Here is a 16,714-nt window from a genome sequence, read left to right as displayed (position 1 = left end):
ACCAAAATGGTATTAACTGTTTCTTCGGCAACACCGTTAATCTTTATGACTCAAAAGGTAATCGAGTTGCCAGCCAAATCCTGAATACTCAAACAGGTATGGGAGTTAACGATTCTTCAGCAATTGTTGATTTCTATGGTTTAAATTCGAGCGAAACCTATCGTGTCGAGTTGGTGTATCAGGAAAACGGTGTTTCTAAAACAATGACTGAAAGCATCAATGCTACATGGGGTGGACTTAAACCTGGCGTTGCAAATGAGAATATCTGTTTGAGCGTTGAAAGTGACTCAGTGATGAATAACGGTACATTTGTTGGTACAGGGTATAATGACACCTTTACGGCCACCGCAGGCACCGATGTTTATGATGGTTCCGGTGGCTGGACAACCGCCTCACAGCACAACACCTGGTCTGCAACAGGAGGGGTAGACACTATCGACTTTGCGCATGCAACGACGGGCGTCACGGTTGACTTGTCGAAAACAGGCGCGCAAAGCACAGGGTTTAACACTGTAACGCTTAAAAATATCGAAGGTATTGCGGGTTCTGCCTTTAACGATACGTTGACAGGAAACGCCGGTGATAATGTGTTTGAAGGCCGTGGTGGAAACGATACGATTAATCTCGGTAATTCAGGGCACGATACGCTGTTATATAAATTGATATCAAACGCCAGCGATGGCGGCGTGGGCCACGATGTTGTCAATGGTTTTAAAGTTGGAACCTGGGAAGGAACGGCAGATACCAGTCGTATTGATATTAGTGAATTACTTAAAGACAGCGGCTATACCGGGACGGCCAGCGCTCATTATGTTAATAACGTCGCTAAGCTTGATAATTCTGCGGACGATATCGATAAATTCGTTCAGGTGGTACAGAACGGTGAAAATGTGGATATTCAGATCGATCGTGACGGGACGGGGGGGGCGAATGACTTCCAGACAATAGCGACGCTCGAGAATACGCACACTGATTTATTAACCTTACTGGCAAACCATCAGCTGATTGTTGTTTAATCAATATCATTAAAAACGAAAAGGGCGACCGCCGGGCGGTCGCCCTTTTTATTATGCATTGAAAACCCCCAGCTAAATAGCTGTTCCTAATACCACTACACTTTGGCCTGTCCATGTTTTCCTCCCGGGAATGGGCTGACGGTATCCATAAAGTGACGAACCTTTACTGTTTCCACCAACGTAGCTGACTTTTCCTGTTCCGCTGTGCAGGGCTCCCGCCAGATAATATTTTTCGTTCTGGCCCGGTGTCACAATACGCTTTTGCTGACCACGTGCCTGCCAGTCTGCACCAATTTTGGGGTTGAGGTGGATGTCCACTTCGTCCTCGTAAAATACCGGGGGCTCCACGCTGCATTTTTGCAGTCCTTCGTGGATTGCCGCCATTTTTTCTTCCTTGTGTGGATCGCGTATACGCAAGGTCGGCGCGGCCCTGCGCCAGACAAGTCCGGCTAACGGCAACCATCTTCGTACCGTAGAGGCATGAAGCTGACAGCCTGTTATCTCCCGGATTTTTATTGCCAGTAATTCTGTACTCCAGCGCGAACGCTGATAGCCAAAATCGGCAGGCGTGCGCTGGACAAGTTGGCGTAACAATGCACATATCTGTTCAAAAGGCCATCGTCGTTGTCGCCCTGAAGGCAAAGATTTCAGACCTTCCAGCCCATATTCTGTCAGCCAGTTAATCCAGCGGCCTACTGAAGAGCGGGCACAGCAAAGTATTCTGGCGACATGACTGATGCTGTTTCCATCGTGAAGCATCAGCATGGCGTTAAGCCTGCGTGCATGGTTTTTATCACGTGTTTTATGGATAGTTTTCCGCATCAGGCGTCGTTCGTTACGAGGAATTGGTGCTATGATCGGCATCGCTCAGTCCGGTTGGTGATTTGTGATTTTTGGCGATTGATCAGATCGCATAATTCGGACTGAGTTCCCTCATGGTGATCTACTATTTGGAACAGCTATTTAGGCTGGGGGTTCCGTAAAGCTTTCAGCTTTGAGCCAGTTACTAAAACCCCTTTTGATTTGTTAAAACACCTTGCGGTCTGGCAACTGCAAATGTTCAACAAGAAATCAAAAGGGGGTCCCAATGAGGGACGAAAAGAGCTTAGCGCACACCCGATGGAACTGTAAATATCACATAGTTTTTGCACCGAAATATCGAAGACAGGCGTTCTATGGAGAGAAACGTAGAGCAATAGGCGGGATCCTGAGAAAGCTATGTGAATGGAAAAACGTCCGTATTCTGGAAGCGGAATGCTGCGCAGATCATATCCATATGCTTGTAGAGATCCCGCCGAAAATGAGCGTGTCGGGCTTTATGGGATATCTGAAGGGAAAGAGTAGCCTGATGCTGTATGAACAGTTTGGTGATCTGAAGTTCAAATACAGAAACAGGGAGTTCTGGTGCCGGGGTTACTATGTGGATACGGTAGGCAAGAACACGGCGAAGATACAGGAATACATAAAGCACCAGCTTGAAGAGGATAAAATGGGAGAGCAGTTATCGATCCCTTATCCGGGTAGCCCGTTTACGGGCCGTAAGTAACGAAGTTGGATGCAAATGTCAGATCGTATGCGCCTGTTAGGGCGCGGCTGGTAACAGAGCCTTACAGGCGCATTTGAAAAACCTCCGGCTATGCCGGAGGATATTTATTTTTGTTTTTGTATCCATCCCATGTTCGGCAAGCCTGCCAGCAGTAGCACGTCATACCGCTGTGAAACGGCAATCATGATGGTCATAAAATCCTTTTATCTGCTGCGGGGAATGGTGGTGTCCACCCAGTCAGTTTTTGAAAGGTTTGGCGAAAAAAACGCGAGGAATCGATCATTAATTCATTATTAATGACAAAAATATTTAATCGATTAAGGCGTGCTGTTCATGAATGCGTTTGGATGCTTCATCATTTTTAAAACCAGGTCAGTAAAGCAGAATACTCAATAATCCATATGTATTTAATGAATTTTTTATCGAAAAAAATGCTAATGATGAAATTATTTTTCCCTGAAATATAATGACAGTAAAATAGCGTCTTTTTTTGGGTGGAAAAATTGGATGTAATAGTGGAGTGAAAAAATGTTTATATATTTGCGCTGGGCGGGAATACAAGTTATTTATTTTATGAATATCTTGGGTGTTATACATTGTATTTTTTGAGGTGTTGTTTCTGATATAAAGATATGCAGCGGGAATAATTGTTACTGTTCAGAAACAATTTCTCCTTCAAAATGATTAGTCTTAAAAAAAGATGACTGGACTTACTCAGGGCGAATTGTCTCATTTTATAATAATCATCTGGCCTGTAATGTGGCTTTATGGTTGCTGACATACCCCAACATTTAAAACATAATTGTTTACATTTTAACTAAATAGCCATCTTGAGAAAACGTGTAATTGGCGTAGCATTTTTTCTGTAATTGTCTGTTTTCTCCTTTTTTATTTATCTCCGTCGTCACGGCGGCTTTGTCGTACACCTGTTTCGTGGAGGGCGTGCGTCTGAAATATATTTTCCCATAGCAAAGGAGTGTTGTATGTCCGGTTCATTCCAGGAAGAAATCCCGAAAGCCCGTATTAATTTAAAACTTTCGCTGCATACTGGGGGGCTCAGAAAAAAGTGGAGCTGCCGCTTAAATTGCTGGTGACTGGCGATTTCAGCAACGGCCAGGACTATCGCCCGTTGTCTGAGCGTACGAAAATCAACGTGAACAAGAACAACCTGGGCAGTGTTTTATCTGAGCTTTCGCCGTCCGTTAACCTCACCGTTGAAAATACCCTCGCCGATGACGGCAGCGAAGAAAATATCTGTCTCAGCTTTAAAGATATGAAGGATTTTGAACCGGAGCAGGTAGCCCGGCAGATCCCGCAACTGAAGGCGATGCTCGCCATGAGAAGCCTTCTGCGCGACCTAAAATCCAACCTTCTGGATAACGCCACGTTCCGTAAGGAGCTGGAGGTCATTCTGTGTGACCCGGCGCTCAGTAATGAACTGCGCACTGAACTTAATGCCCTTGTCCCGAAAGCCTGACGGAAAAAATTAAGGAAAATGCTGATGTCTGTACAGAATGAAACTACTGTATCTGCGGGTGAGATGCTTGTCCGGGAACGTTCCGCAACTGACGGTGTATACGCCTCGCTGTTTGAAAAAATCAACCTTAAACCGGCTTCCCGCTTGAGTGACTTGTCAGTCTGGCAGGACGAAGCCGCCATGGCAGAAGCTGGCGCTAACGAACGTATTACTGCTGGTGTGCAGGTATTCCTGGAGCGTCTGCGTCAGTCCGGTCAGAAAGTAGAAAAACTCGACAAAACCCTGATTGACCACCATATCGCGGAGCTGGACCACCAGATTAGCCGCCAACTGGATGTGGTCATGCACCACGTTGAGTTTCAAAAGGTTGAGTCACTGTGGCGCGGGCTGAAGCATCTGGTTGATAACACCGATTATCGTCAGAATGTGAAGACTGAAATTCTGGATGTGTCCAAAGATGCCCTGCGTCAGGATTTTGAGGACGCGCCGGAAGTTATCCAGACCGGTCTTTACTGGCACACATATGTGAGTGAGTACGATCAGCCTGGTGGCGAGCCGATTGCTGCCATCATTTCAGCGTTCGAGTTCGATGCCTCTGCGCAGGACGTGGCGTTGATGCGCAATATCTCAAAAGTGTCCGCCGCCGCCCATATGCCGTTTATTGGCTCTGCGGGTCCGAAGTTCTTTTTAAAAGAAAATATGGAGCAGGTCGCCGCCATCAAGGACATCGGCAACTACTTCGACCGTGCCGAATACATCAAATGGAAATCTTTCCGCGACACCGATGATTCTCGCTATCTCGGTCTGGTGATGCCTCGCGTGCTGGGGCGTCTACCGTATGGCCCGGATACCGTGCCGGTGCGTAGCTTTAACTACATCGAAGAAGTGAAGGGCCCGGATCACGACAAATATCTGTGGACTAACGCCTCTTTCGCCTTTGCCGCCAACATGGTGAAGAGCTTCATCAACAATGGCTGGTGCGTGCAGATCCGTGGTCCGCAGGCCGGTGGTGCGGTACAGGATCTGCCCATTCACCTGTATGACCTCGGCACCGGTAATCAGGTGAAAATCCCGTCGGAAGTGATGATCCCCGAAACCCGCGAATTTGAATTCGCCAACCTCGGATTCATCCCGCTGTCGTACTACAAAAACCGCGACTATGCGTGCTTCTTCTCGGCGAACTCCACTCAAAAACCGGCGCTGTACGATACCGCCGATGCGACGGCCAACAGCCGTATCAACGCCCGTCTGCCGTACATCTTCCTGCTGTCACGTATTGCCCATTACCTGAAGCTGATTCAGCGTGAAAACATAGGGACTACCAAAGACCGCCGTCTGCTGGAACTGGAACTCAACACCTGGGTTCGCGGCCTGGTCACCGAAATGACCGATCCGGGCGATGAGCTGCAGGCCTCCCACCCGCTGCGTGATGCGAAAGTGGTGGTTCAGGACATTGAGGACAACCCAGGCTTCTTCCGCGTGCAGTTGTTTGCCGTGCCGCACTTCCAGGTCGAAGGGATGGACGTCAACCTGTCTTTGGTGAGCCAGATGCCGAAAGCGAAAGCCTGAGGCCGGGGGCACGATGAAGATATATCGTCCGTTATGGGATGACGGGGCTTTTCTGTTCCCTCAGCAGTTCCAGCAGCAGTCTCGCTGGGATGCGCATGTGGCCGACACCGTAGTCCGGATGGCACTGGCACACCCCTGGGGTGTGTTGTGTGCGGAGTTTGATGAGGGGGCGCTGGCTCTCTCCCGACTGAACGCGACCCGCCTTGTGGTGCGCTTTCCTGATGGGACGCTGACGGATTCGGAGCTGGCCGATAATCTGCCGCCAGCCTGTGAATTACCGACAACCCGTGGGCAGGATCGCCTGGACGTCGTACTGGCTCTGCCGTTGCTCAGCGCAAACGGAGGTAACCTGGATGACGGACACGACAGCACTCGTCCGCGCCGCTGGCTGGCGGAAAGAGTAACAGTTCAGGAACTGGCAGGTCATGAGCGCAGTGAACTGGCAGTATTGCGTCATGCCCTGACGCTTCGCCTGTCTTCACAGGAAAATAGCGCATATCTGACCTGTCCGGTCGCGCGTCTGGTGCGTAACGCTCAGGGGGCGTGGAGTCTGGACCCGGGCTTTATCCCACCACTGTTATCGCTGTCAGCCAGTCCTTTACTGCTGAGTGAACTAAAAGATCTGTTGCACCGTTTGCAGGCGCGTCGCACGCGTCTGATGGCGATGCGCCGTGAAAGCAATGAGCGGATGGCGGATTTCGCGGTTGCGGATGTGTCGTTGTTCTGGCTGCTCAATGCGCTGAACAGTGCAGAACCAGTACTGGCAGAACTGTATCAGTCGCCATGTCGCCATCCGGAACTGCTGTACCGTGAACTGGCACGGCTGGCGGGCAGCCTGCTGACTTTTTCGCTGGAGTGTAAAAGCGAAGACATTCCCCTGTATCAGCACGAGACACCGGAAAGCGTGTTTCCGCCGCTATTCACTCTGCTGGACACCCTGCTGGAAGCCAGTCTGCCATCCCGCGTTATTGCCATTGAACTGAAACAGGGCGATGACCGGGAAATCTGGCGCGGGAAACTGCACGATGCACGCCTGCGAGAGGGGGCTGATTTTTATCTCTCAGTGCGTTCCACCATGCCGAACCATGAACTACAGACCCGTTTCCCGCAACTGTGTAAAGCCGGCAGTTTCGATGAGGTTTCCGATGTGGTCAACGTCGCCCTGAGCGGTATGGCCCTCAAGCCCCTGTCCCATGTTCCGGCAGCCATTCCGCTGCGGCTGGAGAACCAGTATTTTGCGCTGGATTTATCCTCAGAGGCGGCCCGCGCCATGCTGGAGGCCGGGAACTGCACCTTCTACACACCGCAATCTCTTGGCGATGTGAAACTGGAACTGTTTGCGGTGCTGCGCTCATGAACACAATCAATTGCAAGCTGATTAACAAAACGTTTTACCCGGGTTGGCTGATGGTCAGCCAGTTACATATCGGGCAGGAGATAAAGGACGGCGATGCCCTTTACCGCAGGGCCTGTCAGTGGGTGAACGGTGCCCGCAGCGCGCTGGAGGACGCCGGATTCAGTACCGCGTCCTGCGACGCCATGCTGTATGCCTACTGCGCGCTGCTCGACGAGAGCGTGATGAACCGAAACAAACAGGATGATGGTTACCGGAAATGGCGTCAGGACCCGCTGCAAGCTCGTTTTTTCAGCACCCTGAATGCTGGTGAAGAGTTGTGGGAGCGTATCCGTACGCTACTGCGCGAGCCTGCGCCGGATATCGCTGTCCTGACTTGTTTGTACCGCACCCTGCAACTGGGCTTCGTCGGCCAGTATCGGGCGCAGGATGATGAACGGCGTGAGGATGTGGTGAAGGCGCTCAGTGAGCGGGTGCCACCGTTTTCCCTGACCCAGGATGCACCGGTGGTGGTCCGCGCCGCCCGCTTGCGTTCAGGGCGGCGGGCATACTGGTTTTCCTGGATTGTGGGCGTCGTAATACTGGCTGCGCTGTGGTTTACGCTGTCATCCACTCTGGCACACCAGATTTCGCAGATTGCCGGGAAGGGGTAAGGGATGCGTGACTCTTCCCGCACCATACTCACTGCCCTTGCGACTTTTCTTACCCTGTGGCTGATGCTGGGGTTCTGGCCGCTGGCACGGGGAAGCCAACTGGTGCTCAGCCTGGGCGTTGTACTCCTTAGCAGTTCGATATTCTGGTTTCAGTGGCGGCAATATCGCCAGCGCAGGGCGGTCAGCCAACAGATAACCGACCATATCCTTCCTCCGGAAGATTTTCAGGGGGCGGTGGTACTGGTCTGTGGTGACACGGCTCCGTTATTTTCAGACTTTGTGCATTTTCGTGAAACCCGCTCAGGCTGGTATCTGCAGGTGCAAAACGCAGAGCAATTGCCGCTACTGGCACAGCGCCTGGCGACCGTGCGTCCTGCACTGGTATCGCAGGTCTCCGTGCTGCTGGCGTTTATCCCGGAACAGCACGCCGCAGAGGAGGATCTTATCCAGTCTCAGCGGGGCTGGCACCGGAGCCTCGTGCAGTGCCGGACCTGGCTTGCCGGTATCCCGCCAGTGTGGAGTGTTGTCTGGGCATCGCCACCGGGGAGCAGTGCAACAGAAGATAACGATGCACAGTGGTTTACCGTCACGCCAGATTTACCCGGGGTGCGGGTACGACAGCACGGTCACGTTGCGCTGCCTGTGACAGACTGGCAGTGGGAAACAGACACGCCTTCACGTTTCAGACTCGCCCTGTGGCTGGACAGTATTCTGGTCCTGAATGAACGTTACCTATCCCGGCCGCTAAGTCTGAGGCAGGGGGAGCTTCCTTCGCTGAAATTCTGTGCCGCTGGCATTTGTCTTACTCCCGTCAGTGCGCTGACCGGTAATCTCTTGCAGCAGCAGATCAGTGGTATCACCACGCTCAGACCGCAGAGCGAAGCCTCATCCGGAATGCTGCCGTTGCCCGACATGTTGTTGCCGCACCTGCCGCGTCGTCATGGCATCAGTCGCCGGATGCAGGATGTCCGTCTGGCCGGGGCCCTGTGTTTCACCTTTCTGGCACTGGCGTGCCTGGCTTCATTCGTCAATAACCAGCGACTGGTGCGCAGTGTGAGCGACCATCTGGCGCAGTATCACCAACTTAGCGGTACCCCTCCGGCCCCGAAAGAACAGGCGCAACGGCGGCTGCGGGCAGACAGTCGTCTACTGGATACGTGGCTGCGACAGAGTGAGCCGCTGCGTTACGGGCTGGGTTTGTACCAGGGGCTGCGGCTGATACCCCCGGTGGAAGCCGCTATCAGCAACTGGACGCCACCTCCACCGCCTCGCCCGGTGATTAAGAAAATCATCACGGGCCCGCGGACAATTCGCCTCGACAGCATGTCGTTGTTCGACGTGGGCAAATGGCAGCTTAAATCCGGTTCGACAAAAGTCCTGATTAACGCCCTTGTCGGTATTAAGGCGAAACCGGGCTGGCTGATCGTGGTCGCAGGGCACACGGACAATACCGGTGATGATGCATCCAATCAGGTGCTTTCACTGAAGCGCGCGGAGTCTGTGCGCGACTGGATGCGTGACACCGGAGATGTGCCGGAACGCTGTTTTGCGGTCCAGGGTTATGGCGAATCACGTCCTCTGAAAATTAACGATACGGACGTTGGCCGTGCGGCTAATCGCCGTGTCGAAATCAGTCTGGTACCTCAGGTCAATGCCTGTATGGCTTCCGGCACACACAGCGTCGTCACAACGGCGACGATACAAGTACAAAGCAATAAGGAGTATTGAAATGGCAATTCCGGCGTATTTATGGCTGAAAGACGATGGTGGCGCGGATATCAAAGGATCTGTTGATGTTAAAAACCGTGAGGGCAGCATCGAAGTCATTGAATTTGTACATTCTCTGACCATTCCAACCGACAGCAACAGCGGCAAGCTGACAGGAACCCGCATTCACACCCCAGTGGTACTGGTGAAGGAATTCGATTCCTCCTCTCCGTATCTGTATAAGGCCGTGACATCCGGGCAGACGCTGAAATCCGCTGAATTCAAGTGGTATCGCATTAATGATGCCGGACAGGAAGAGGAATATTTCAACACAAAACTGGAAAACGTAAAGGTGGTGTCTGTCGCGCCGGTGATGCACAACGTCAAAAACCCTGCGACGGAGAAATTCAATCACATGGAAAGTATTCAGTTGCGTTACGAAAAAATCACCTGGACCTACAAAGACGGCAACATCATTCATTCCGACTCCTGGAATGAACGTGCTACAGCCTGACAGGGTGTCTGGCCGGAAATGTCCGGCCAGACCACACATTAATCAAGGAGTGGATTATGCCTGTATCTGATAACCCAGGGCTTGCCCGCCGGGATGAACTGGCGTCAGTGGTGAGCCATCATTACACCCCCGGCTCAGTCTATATCCCAGCGGTTGGCTGCATCAATCAGACGCTGAAACAGTTCGGTGTCGGCCTCAGCTCACGCGCTCTGAGCAGTATTTCTGACAATGTCCGCCAGGTTCATGCCGGTACACGAACCGAAACAGCCTCATCTCTGCGCGAAAGTGCCGTGTTTACCCGCGATACGCTGGATGCCCTGAAAGCAGGGCGTTTTGGAGAGACGCTGGCTAACGCAACGGGCGTACTGATGAATGCGACCGGTAGCGCACTTTACTTTGCAAATTATGACCGGGAGCGTCTGTCGCCACAGCAACGGGCGTTATATGACGCCATGCATCCCTGAACTATCACCTCCACGGACAGAATTTTCTGTCCGTGTTTTTTGCTGAGTGTCTGCCCTGCGGGCGCTGTGCAAAGAATCACACAATTTGCCTGCCTGACCTGATGCGCTTTGGCTCCTTATCGAAGGAAACAGCGAAGGGCGGTAGCGTGCCGAAAACCGAACAGAGAGAATTGAGAAATGGACAATCCAGCCATCCTGTTACGTCGCCTGAATCCTTACTGTGCCCGCGCCCTGGAAGGGGCCGCGTCGCTGTGCCAGACCCGCGCGCATGCGGAAATTTTGCCGGAGCACTGGCTGCTGAAACTGCTGGAGCAGGGCGAGGGCGATTTCACTGTGCTGGCGCGCCGCTACGAGTGGAATATGGACAGCATCTGGCAGAGATTGCTCGACTGTCTGGACAAACAACCGCGTTCAGTGCGCAGCCGCCCGGAACTGTCGGATGCGCTGGAGTCGCTGCTGAAACAGGCCTGGATGTTTGCCTCGCTCGAAGGCAGCGAGCATATTCGCGGCGTACACTTGCTGGCGGCGATAATCGAGATGCCCAAATTACTCCGCTGCGACGGCCTGTGGCCGCTGCTGACCCTCGGCCAGAGTCAACTGGAGCGCCTGCGCCCGCTGCTGGACGCCCAGTCTGACGAACGTGCCGAAGTACAGCAGGAAGTGGAGCTGGCGCAAAGCCACGGCGGCGATGTTGAGTTCGTAGGCCGTCCGATGGGCGCCGACGTTAAACCGGGTGAACTCTCCCCGGCACTCCAGAACGCACTGGATAAGTTCACCCTCGACGTCACCGCCAAAGCGAAGGAAGGCAAAATCGACCCGGTGTTCGGGCGCGATACTGAAATCCGCCAGATGGTGGACATTCTCTCCCGTCGTCGAAAGAACAACCCGATTCTGGTGGGTGAGCCGGGTGTCGGCAAAACTGCGCTAGTGGAAGGGTTGGCGCTGAGGATCGCTGAAGGTAACGTGCCGGAAAGCCTGAAACCGGTAGTTCTGCGAACCCTTGACCTTGGCCTGTTACAGGCGGGGGCTGGCGTGAAGGGGGAATTCGAACAGCGCCTGAAAAACGTCATTGATGCGGTGCAGCAGTCGCCGAATCCGGTTCTTCTCTTTATTGACGAAGCCCACACCATTATTGGTGCAGGCAACCAGGCGGGCGGCGCGGATGCGGCCAATCTGCTGAAACCGGCATTAGCCCGCGGCGAACTGCGCACCATTGCCGCCACCACCTGGTCTGAATACAAACAGTATTTTGAGCGTGACGCCGCCCTGGAACGCCGCTTCCAGATGGTCAAAGTCGACGAGCCGGATGACGATACCGCCTGCCTGATGCTCCGTGGCCTGAAGTCCCGCTACGCCGAACACCACAATGTGCACATCACTGACGACGCGGTCAAAGCAGCGGTCACACTTTCGCGCCGGTACCTGACGGGCCGCCAGCTACCGGATAAAGCGGTGGATCTGCTCGATACCGCCAGCGCTCGCGTGCGCATGAGCCTTGATATCGTACCGGAGCAGCTCAGCCGTTACCGCGCGCAAATTACCGCGCTGGAAATGGAAAAACAGGCTCTGCTCGAAGACATTGCGCTGGGTAGCCGCACCTACGGTGATCGGCTGGCCGCGATTGAGCAGGAAGAGAGTCGTCTGCTTGTCAAACTCGACGAACGGGAAACGCAGTACGGCGAAGAACTTAAACTGACCGGGCTGTTGCTGGAATGTAGAAAAGACATCTCCCGCCAGAGTGAAACTCAGGCACTGCAACAGCAACTGAATGCTATGCAGAACAGCGGTTCGTTGCTTTCCGTGGACGTGGACGTGCGCACAGTGGCCAACGTGATAGCCGACTGGACCGGCGTGCCGCTCTCTTCGTTAATGAAGGACGAACAGACCGACCTGCTGACTCTGGAAACGCAGATGGAAAAACGCGTGGTTGGCCAGGACGTGTCGCTTATCGCCATCGCCCAGCGCCTGCGGGCGGTGAAAACTGGATTGACTTCTGAAAATGGTCCGCAGGGCGTATTTCTGCTGGTCGGCCCAAGCGGGGTTGGTAAAACCGAAACCGCACTGGCGATGGCGGATGCACTGTACGGCGGTGAGAAATCGCTCATCACCATCAATTTGTCTGAATACCAGGAGCCGCACACCGTTTCCCAACTGAAAGGCTCCCCTCCAGGCTACGTTGGTTACGGTCAGGGCGGCATTCTAACTGAAGCGGTACGCAAGCGACCGTACAGCATTGTGTTACTCGATGAAGTGGAAAAAGCACATCGCGACGTAATGAATCTGTTTTATCAGGTCTTTGACCGCGGCTTTATGCGCGACGGTGAAGGGCGTGAAATCGACTTCCGCAACACGGTTATCCTGATGACGTCGAACCTCGGCAGCGACCATTTAATGCAGTTACTGGCTGAACAACCGGAAGCCACTGAAGCTGAGCTGCATGAACTGCTGCGCCCGATTCTGCGCGACCACTTCCAGCCTGCGCTGCTCGCCCGCTTCCAGACGGTGATTTACCGTCCGCTGAGTGAGCCCGCCATGCGCACCATCGTGGAGATGAAACTGGCGCAGGTCAGCAAGCGTTTACATCGTCACTACGGCCTGACCACCCATATCGACGAGAGCCTGTATGACGCGCTGACCAGCGCCTGCCTACTGCCTGACACTGGTGCGCGCAACGTCGACAGTCTGCTCAACCAACAGATTTTGCCGGTGCTGAGCCAGCAGCTTTTAACGCATATGGCGACGAAGCGGAAGCCACGGTCCTTGATGCTGGGCTGGAGTGAGGAAGAGGGAATCGCGATTGAGTTTACCCATGGCTAATGCAAAGCAGAATAAGGGGACATTAAAGGAAAGCGGCCTCAGGCTACTCACTGCGGGTGAAATACTGCTGGCACGCTCTGTTTTTGCTTCCACCATTGAATACCCGAAGGTCTGGCTCCACAGAGAGAGCTTTCTGCCTTTTAATTTACAGGGGGAAGATACGGCAATGACACCGAATGGCGATATCTACTTCCGTAACCAATATCTGGATGATTTCTCACAGACGACAGATGATTTTCAGCATCTGTTCATTCATGAAATGAGTCACGTCTGGCAACGGTTTAGGGGGATGAATGTTGTGGGACGAGGGCTGGTTAGCTGGTTGGTGAGCTATCGTTACACGCTTGATGGTCGCCTGTTAAGTGAATATTCCATGGAGCAGCAGGCGCAAATTATTGCAGATAATTTTGTTCTCCAGACATTCGGATATTCGGCATGGAAACATCTCGAGATCAAAAAACATCCCGACATTACTCTTGATGGTGACACTTCTAAGCCGGTACTACGAGTCGGATATAAAAATGCATTGCCGGGTTTTCCATGGTGAAAACGGCTGATTTTCACGTTTGGTGGTCTGTTCTTTTACCTGGTGTGTGTTTATTAATGCTGACGGGATGTCCGGGACCCGGTGACAGGATGCGTTTTGATGAAACTGCGCAGGTTAGCCAGCAGGGAGACAGTGTGTGTTTTAACGTCATTGATGCTCAGGATTATCAACCTGTGGATATAGGAATTAATCCCCGTGGAACACCTCCTAAAGATAAGCAATTTAATTTTTCTCCGGGCCTTAAGGTCGCTGATGGAAAATTATGTATTCCACCCTCTTATTACCTCTTTCCGGATAAAGGGCAATTTATTGTTGAGTATATATTAATTTCAAAAAAAGATAAGAATGAATCAAGAAGTGTGGTCGTTACCTTCGAAATTAATCAGGGGCGTATTTATAACGTAACGCCAACACAAAAGGAAATATCTCTGCCATATTGCCGCTATATGGTAGGTACCTCAGTCGGAGACTGCCAACTGTAGATCTTACAGGTGCTGAATATTTGCATGGAGTAAAAATCATGAGTCTGACTGATACACTGAACAGTATCAATAAAACTACCCTGAATCGTTATCAACTGAATATTCCTTCCTGTACTTCTCCACTGGATGTTGAAGAGTTCAGTGGTAAGGAAAAACTAAGCGAGCTTTATTATTACAATATTAATTTCACCAGTACCGGGAAAGATATTGATGCCACACAGGTAATCAGCAAGCCTGCCACACTGACAATGAGTGGCGGCATATTGCAGAGTCTGACCGAGTGCAAACGGGTGCATGGTGTGGTGACGGCCTTCCGGCGTATCAGCAGCTCGGAAGATCAGTCAACGTACCAGATAACCCTCGAACCTTTCCTCTCCTTACTGGATAAGCAGTTTCGTTCGCACCGTTTTTTCGTCAATAAATCCGTGCCGGAAGTGGTGACGCAGGTATTGCAGGATCACGCGCTGCAAGGCTGGGAATATGAATTTAATCTCAAGCAGAGCTACCCGAAACGCGAGCAGATAAATCAATACCAGGAAAGCGACCTGGCGTTTATTCAGCGTCTGCTGGCGGAAGTAGGGATCTTTTATTTCTTCACCTTACAGAAAGATGCGCAGACCGAGGTCGTGCATTTTATTGATGCCCGGCGCGGATTAATGTTTGATAAAAAACTGGCGATAAACAGCCCGTCGGGGATGAGCGACAACGGCGCAGAGTCGGTGTGGGGGCTGAACGTTTCCCACCACGTCGTGGAAGCGAACGTCACCACCCGGGACTACAATCACCGTGAGGCTCAAAGCGTACTGCAATCTGTTCCGGCGGACATGACCCGGGGTGATGGTGAAGGGAATACTTACGGTGAGGTATATCACTACAGGCTGCGTCACCTTGAACGTGGCGACAAAATTGCCCCCAGTGCTGAAACCGCCAACTTTTACGCCCGTCTCGACCATGAGCGCTTTCTGGCAAATCAGACCCGGATAACCGGCACCAGTACTGATGCGTCACTGGCACCCGCTCAGGTCGTCACCATTACCGACAGTTTGCCGCCAACCTTACCGGCTGTACTACAAAACCCGGTTCTTATTACGGGAACAGGGTTTACCGGCAGCCGAAAAAATGCGCTACAGGTGGCCCTGCTGGCCGTTCCCTACAGCGAAACAATCTGCTGGCGGCCTCCATTGCTGCCACGGCCGACGGTCAGTGGGACGCTGACCGCACGCGTCACCAGCGCGAAGGCGAACGACATTTACGCCTGGCAGGATGCGTCCGGACTGTACCGGGTGAAATTTGATGCTGACCGCGATGATAAGCAGCAGGGTAAAGAGAGTATGCCGGTCCGTCTCGCCAAACCCTACGGCGGTGACGTATACGGCTTTCATTTCCCGTTGATTCAGGGGACCGAAGTCGCTATCGCCTTCCACGAAGGTGACCCGGACAGGCCGTATATTGCTCACGCGCTACACGACTCCCGCCACGTTGATCACGTTACCGAGAAGAACAGCACCCGCAACATCATTCGCACTGCTGGCCTGAACAAACTGAGGATGGAGGATAAGCGTGGCGAAGAGCATATCAAGCTCAGCACCGAGTATGGTGGTAAGACGCAACTGAACCTGGGGCACAATGTGGATGCGTCCAGGGCGTTGCGGGGCGAAGGGGCAGAACTGCGTACGGATGACTGGGTAAGCATCCGGGGAGGCAAGGGGATTTTCATTAGCGCCGATAACCAGTCGAAAGCACAGGGACAAATGCTGGACATGAATGCCGCTATTGCACAGCTACAGGGGGCGCTGCAATTGGTGACGACCCTCGCACAAAGTGCCAGTGTATCCGGAGCGTCAGAAGCCGACACAGGGTCCCAGCAACAGCTTGGCAGCATTCTTGCGCAGTTAAAAGGGGCAGGATTGTTGGCTTCTGCACCTGAGGGTATTGGTCTGGTGACACCGCAAAATATCCAGCTCTCTGCCGGCCATACTCTGACCGCCACTGCGGGAGAGAATGTGGATATGGGCATCATGAAGAAACTCACGGTCGCAGCGGGTGAAGCCATCAGCCTGTTTGCTCAGAAGATGGGAGTGAAGCTATTTGCAGCCAGAGGCATGGTGGATATTCAGGCACAAACTGATGCCATGCGCCTCCAGTCAGATAAAGCCATCAACATCAACAGCATCAGTGGTGAGATAGTACTGAATGCGGCTCAGGGGATCACGCTCACCAGTAAAGGCGGCGCGTATATCAAAATCAAAGACGGTGCCGTGGAAATTGGTGCTCCCGGAAAAATAGACATGAAAAGTGCCAGTATTCTCTGGGGCGGAAATGCTTCGCTTGAGCAAGTACTCTCCCCCATGTCAGTGAGCGATCCCGAATTTCATAACCCAATGAATGGTGGATTTCAGGTACTGGACCAGTCCAGTAATCAACCAAAGCCGTATATTCCTTACCGAATCGAAACAGAAGATGGGCAGATTATTCGTGGTGCAACAGATGAAAATGGCTATACGCAATCGCATTACGGTATTGACCCGAAATCAATCAAAATGTTTTTTGAATAATCAGGGAGGACAG

11 protein-coding genes and 3 pseudogenes are annotated in these 16,714 nt (G+C 52.5%); 13 read left to right on the top strand and 1 reads right to left on the bottom strand.

The features are described 5' to 3' along the window. Positions 1 to 26 precede the first annotated feature (26 nt). A pseudogene (locus CJP72_RS26270) lies at positions 27 to 1,016 on the top strand (type I secretion C-terminal target domain-containing protein); the annotation flags it as partial. A 147-nt stretch (positions 1,017 to 1,163) separates the two neighbouring features. Here the strand turns inward: CJP72_RS26270 and CJP72_RS07465 are convergent. Continuing rightward, positions 1,164 to 1,880 (bottom strand): annotated as a pseudogene (locus tag CJP72_RS07465) (IS630 family transposase); the annotation flags it as partial. 223 nt (positions 1,881 to 2,103) lie between these two features. Between CJP72_RS07465 and tnpA the strand changes: the two are divergent. The 12 genes and pseudogenes from tnpA (at position 2,104) to CJP72_RS07405 (ending at position 16,701) form a co-directional block, all read left to right on the top strand. Beyond that, complete coding sequence (gene tnpA / locus CJP72_RS07460; RefSeq protein WP_162380244.1) at positions 2,104 to 2,562, top strand: IS200/IS605 family transposase; 459 nt, start codon at positions 2,104 to 2,106, stop codon at positions 2,560 to 2,562. A 983-nt stretch (positions 2,563 to 3,545) separates the two neighbouring features. Beyond that, a pseudogene (gene tssB / locus CJP72_RS07455) lies at positions 3,546 to 4,039 on the top strand (type VI secretion system contractile sheath small subunit). A gap of 18 nt (positions 4,040 to 4,057) precedes the next feature. Beyond that, a complete protein-coding gene (gene tssC / locus CJP72_RS07450) occupies positions 4,058 to 5,608 on the top strand; it encodes a type VI secretion system contractile sheath large subunit (RefSeq protein WP_162380243.1) in 1,551 nt (516 codons plus the stop codon). A 13-nt stretch (positions 5,609 to 5,621) separates the two neighbouring features. Further along, positions 5,622 to 6,965 (top strand): type VI secretion system baseplate subunit TssK, encoded by a 1,344-nt coding sequence (gene tssK / locus CJP72_RS07445; protein ID WP_162380242.1) that lies wholly within the window; start codon positions 5,622 to 5,624, stop codon positions 6,963 to 6,965. After that, on the top strand, positions 6,962 to 7,615 hold the full coding sequence (gene tssL / locus CJP72_RS07440) for a type VI secretion system protein TssL, short form (protein WP_162380241.1): 654 nt from the start codon (positions 6,962 to 6,964) through the stop codon (positions 7,613 to 7,615). The genes tssK and tssL overlap by 4 nt, the downstream gene beginning before the upstream one ends. A 3-nt stretch (positions 7,616 to 7,618) precedes the next feature. Continuing rightward, positions 7,619 to 9,343, top strand: a complete 1,725-nt coding sequence (locus CJP72_RS07435) for an OmpA family protein (protein WP_162380240.1) — start codon at positions 7,619 to 7,621, stop codon at positions 9,341 to 9,343. Position 9,344: 1 nt separating this feature from the next. Next, positions 9,345 to 9,836 carry an Hcp family type VI secretion system effector gene (locus CJP72_RS07430; protein WP_162380239.1) on the top strand — a complete coding sequence of 164 codons (492 nt, stop codon included), beginning with the start codon at positions 9,345 to 9,347 and terminating at the stop codon, positions 9,834 to 9,836. A 56-nt stretch (positions 9,837 to 9,892) separates the two neighbouring features. Beyond that, entirely contained in the window at positions 9,893 to 10,300 is a 408-nt protein-coding gene (locus tag CJP72_RS07425) for a hypothetical protein (RefSeq protein ID WP_162380238.1), read from the top strand. 177 nt (positions 10,301 to 10,477) lie between these two features. After that, the gene (gene tssH / locus CJP72_RS07420) at positions 10,478 to 13,117 is read left to right on the top strand and encodes a type VI secretion system ATPase TssH (protein ID WP_162380237.1); all 2,640 of its coding nucleotides are present in this window, start codon (positions 10,478 to 10,480) and stop codon (positions 13,115 to 13,117) included. Then, positions 13,110 to 13,664 carry a type IV secretion protein Rhs gene (locus CJP72_RS07415; RefSeq protein WP_162380236.1) on the top strand — a complete coding sequence of 185 codons (555 nt, stop codon included), beginning with the start codon at positions 13,110 to 13,112 and terminating at the stop codon, positions 13,662 to 13,664. The genes tssH and CJP72_RS07415 overlap by 8 nt, the downstream gene beginning before the upstream one ends. Continuing rightward, positions 13,658 to 14,146 (top strand): putative T6SS immunity periplasmic lipoprotein, encoded by a 489-nt coding sequence (locus tag CJP72_RS07410; RefSeq protein ID WP_238340013.1) that lies wholly within the window; start codon positions 13,658 to 13,660, stop codon positions 14,144 to 14,146. Before CJP72_RS07415 ends, CJP72_RS07410 begins: the two co-directional genes overlap by 7 nt. Before the next feature lie 38 nt (positions 14,147 to 14,184). Continuing rightward, a complete protein-coding gene (locus CJP72_RS07405; RefSeq protein ID WP_162380235.1) occupies positions 14,185 to 16,701 on the top strand; it encodes a type VI secretion system Vgr family protein in 2,517 nt (838 codons plus the stop codon). Positions 16,702 to 16,714 lie beyond the last annotated feature (13 nt).

This window comes from Citrobacter sp. NCU1 (genome assembly GCF_010231475.1).
GTDB lineage: Bacteria > Pseudomonadota > Gammaproteobacteria > Enterobacterales > Enterobacteriaceae > Citrobacter_D.
The sequence above is the reverse complement of the archived record's forward strand: the minus strand, read 5'-3'. Positions and strand labels throughout refer to the sequence as shown.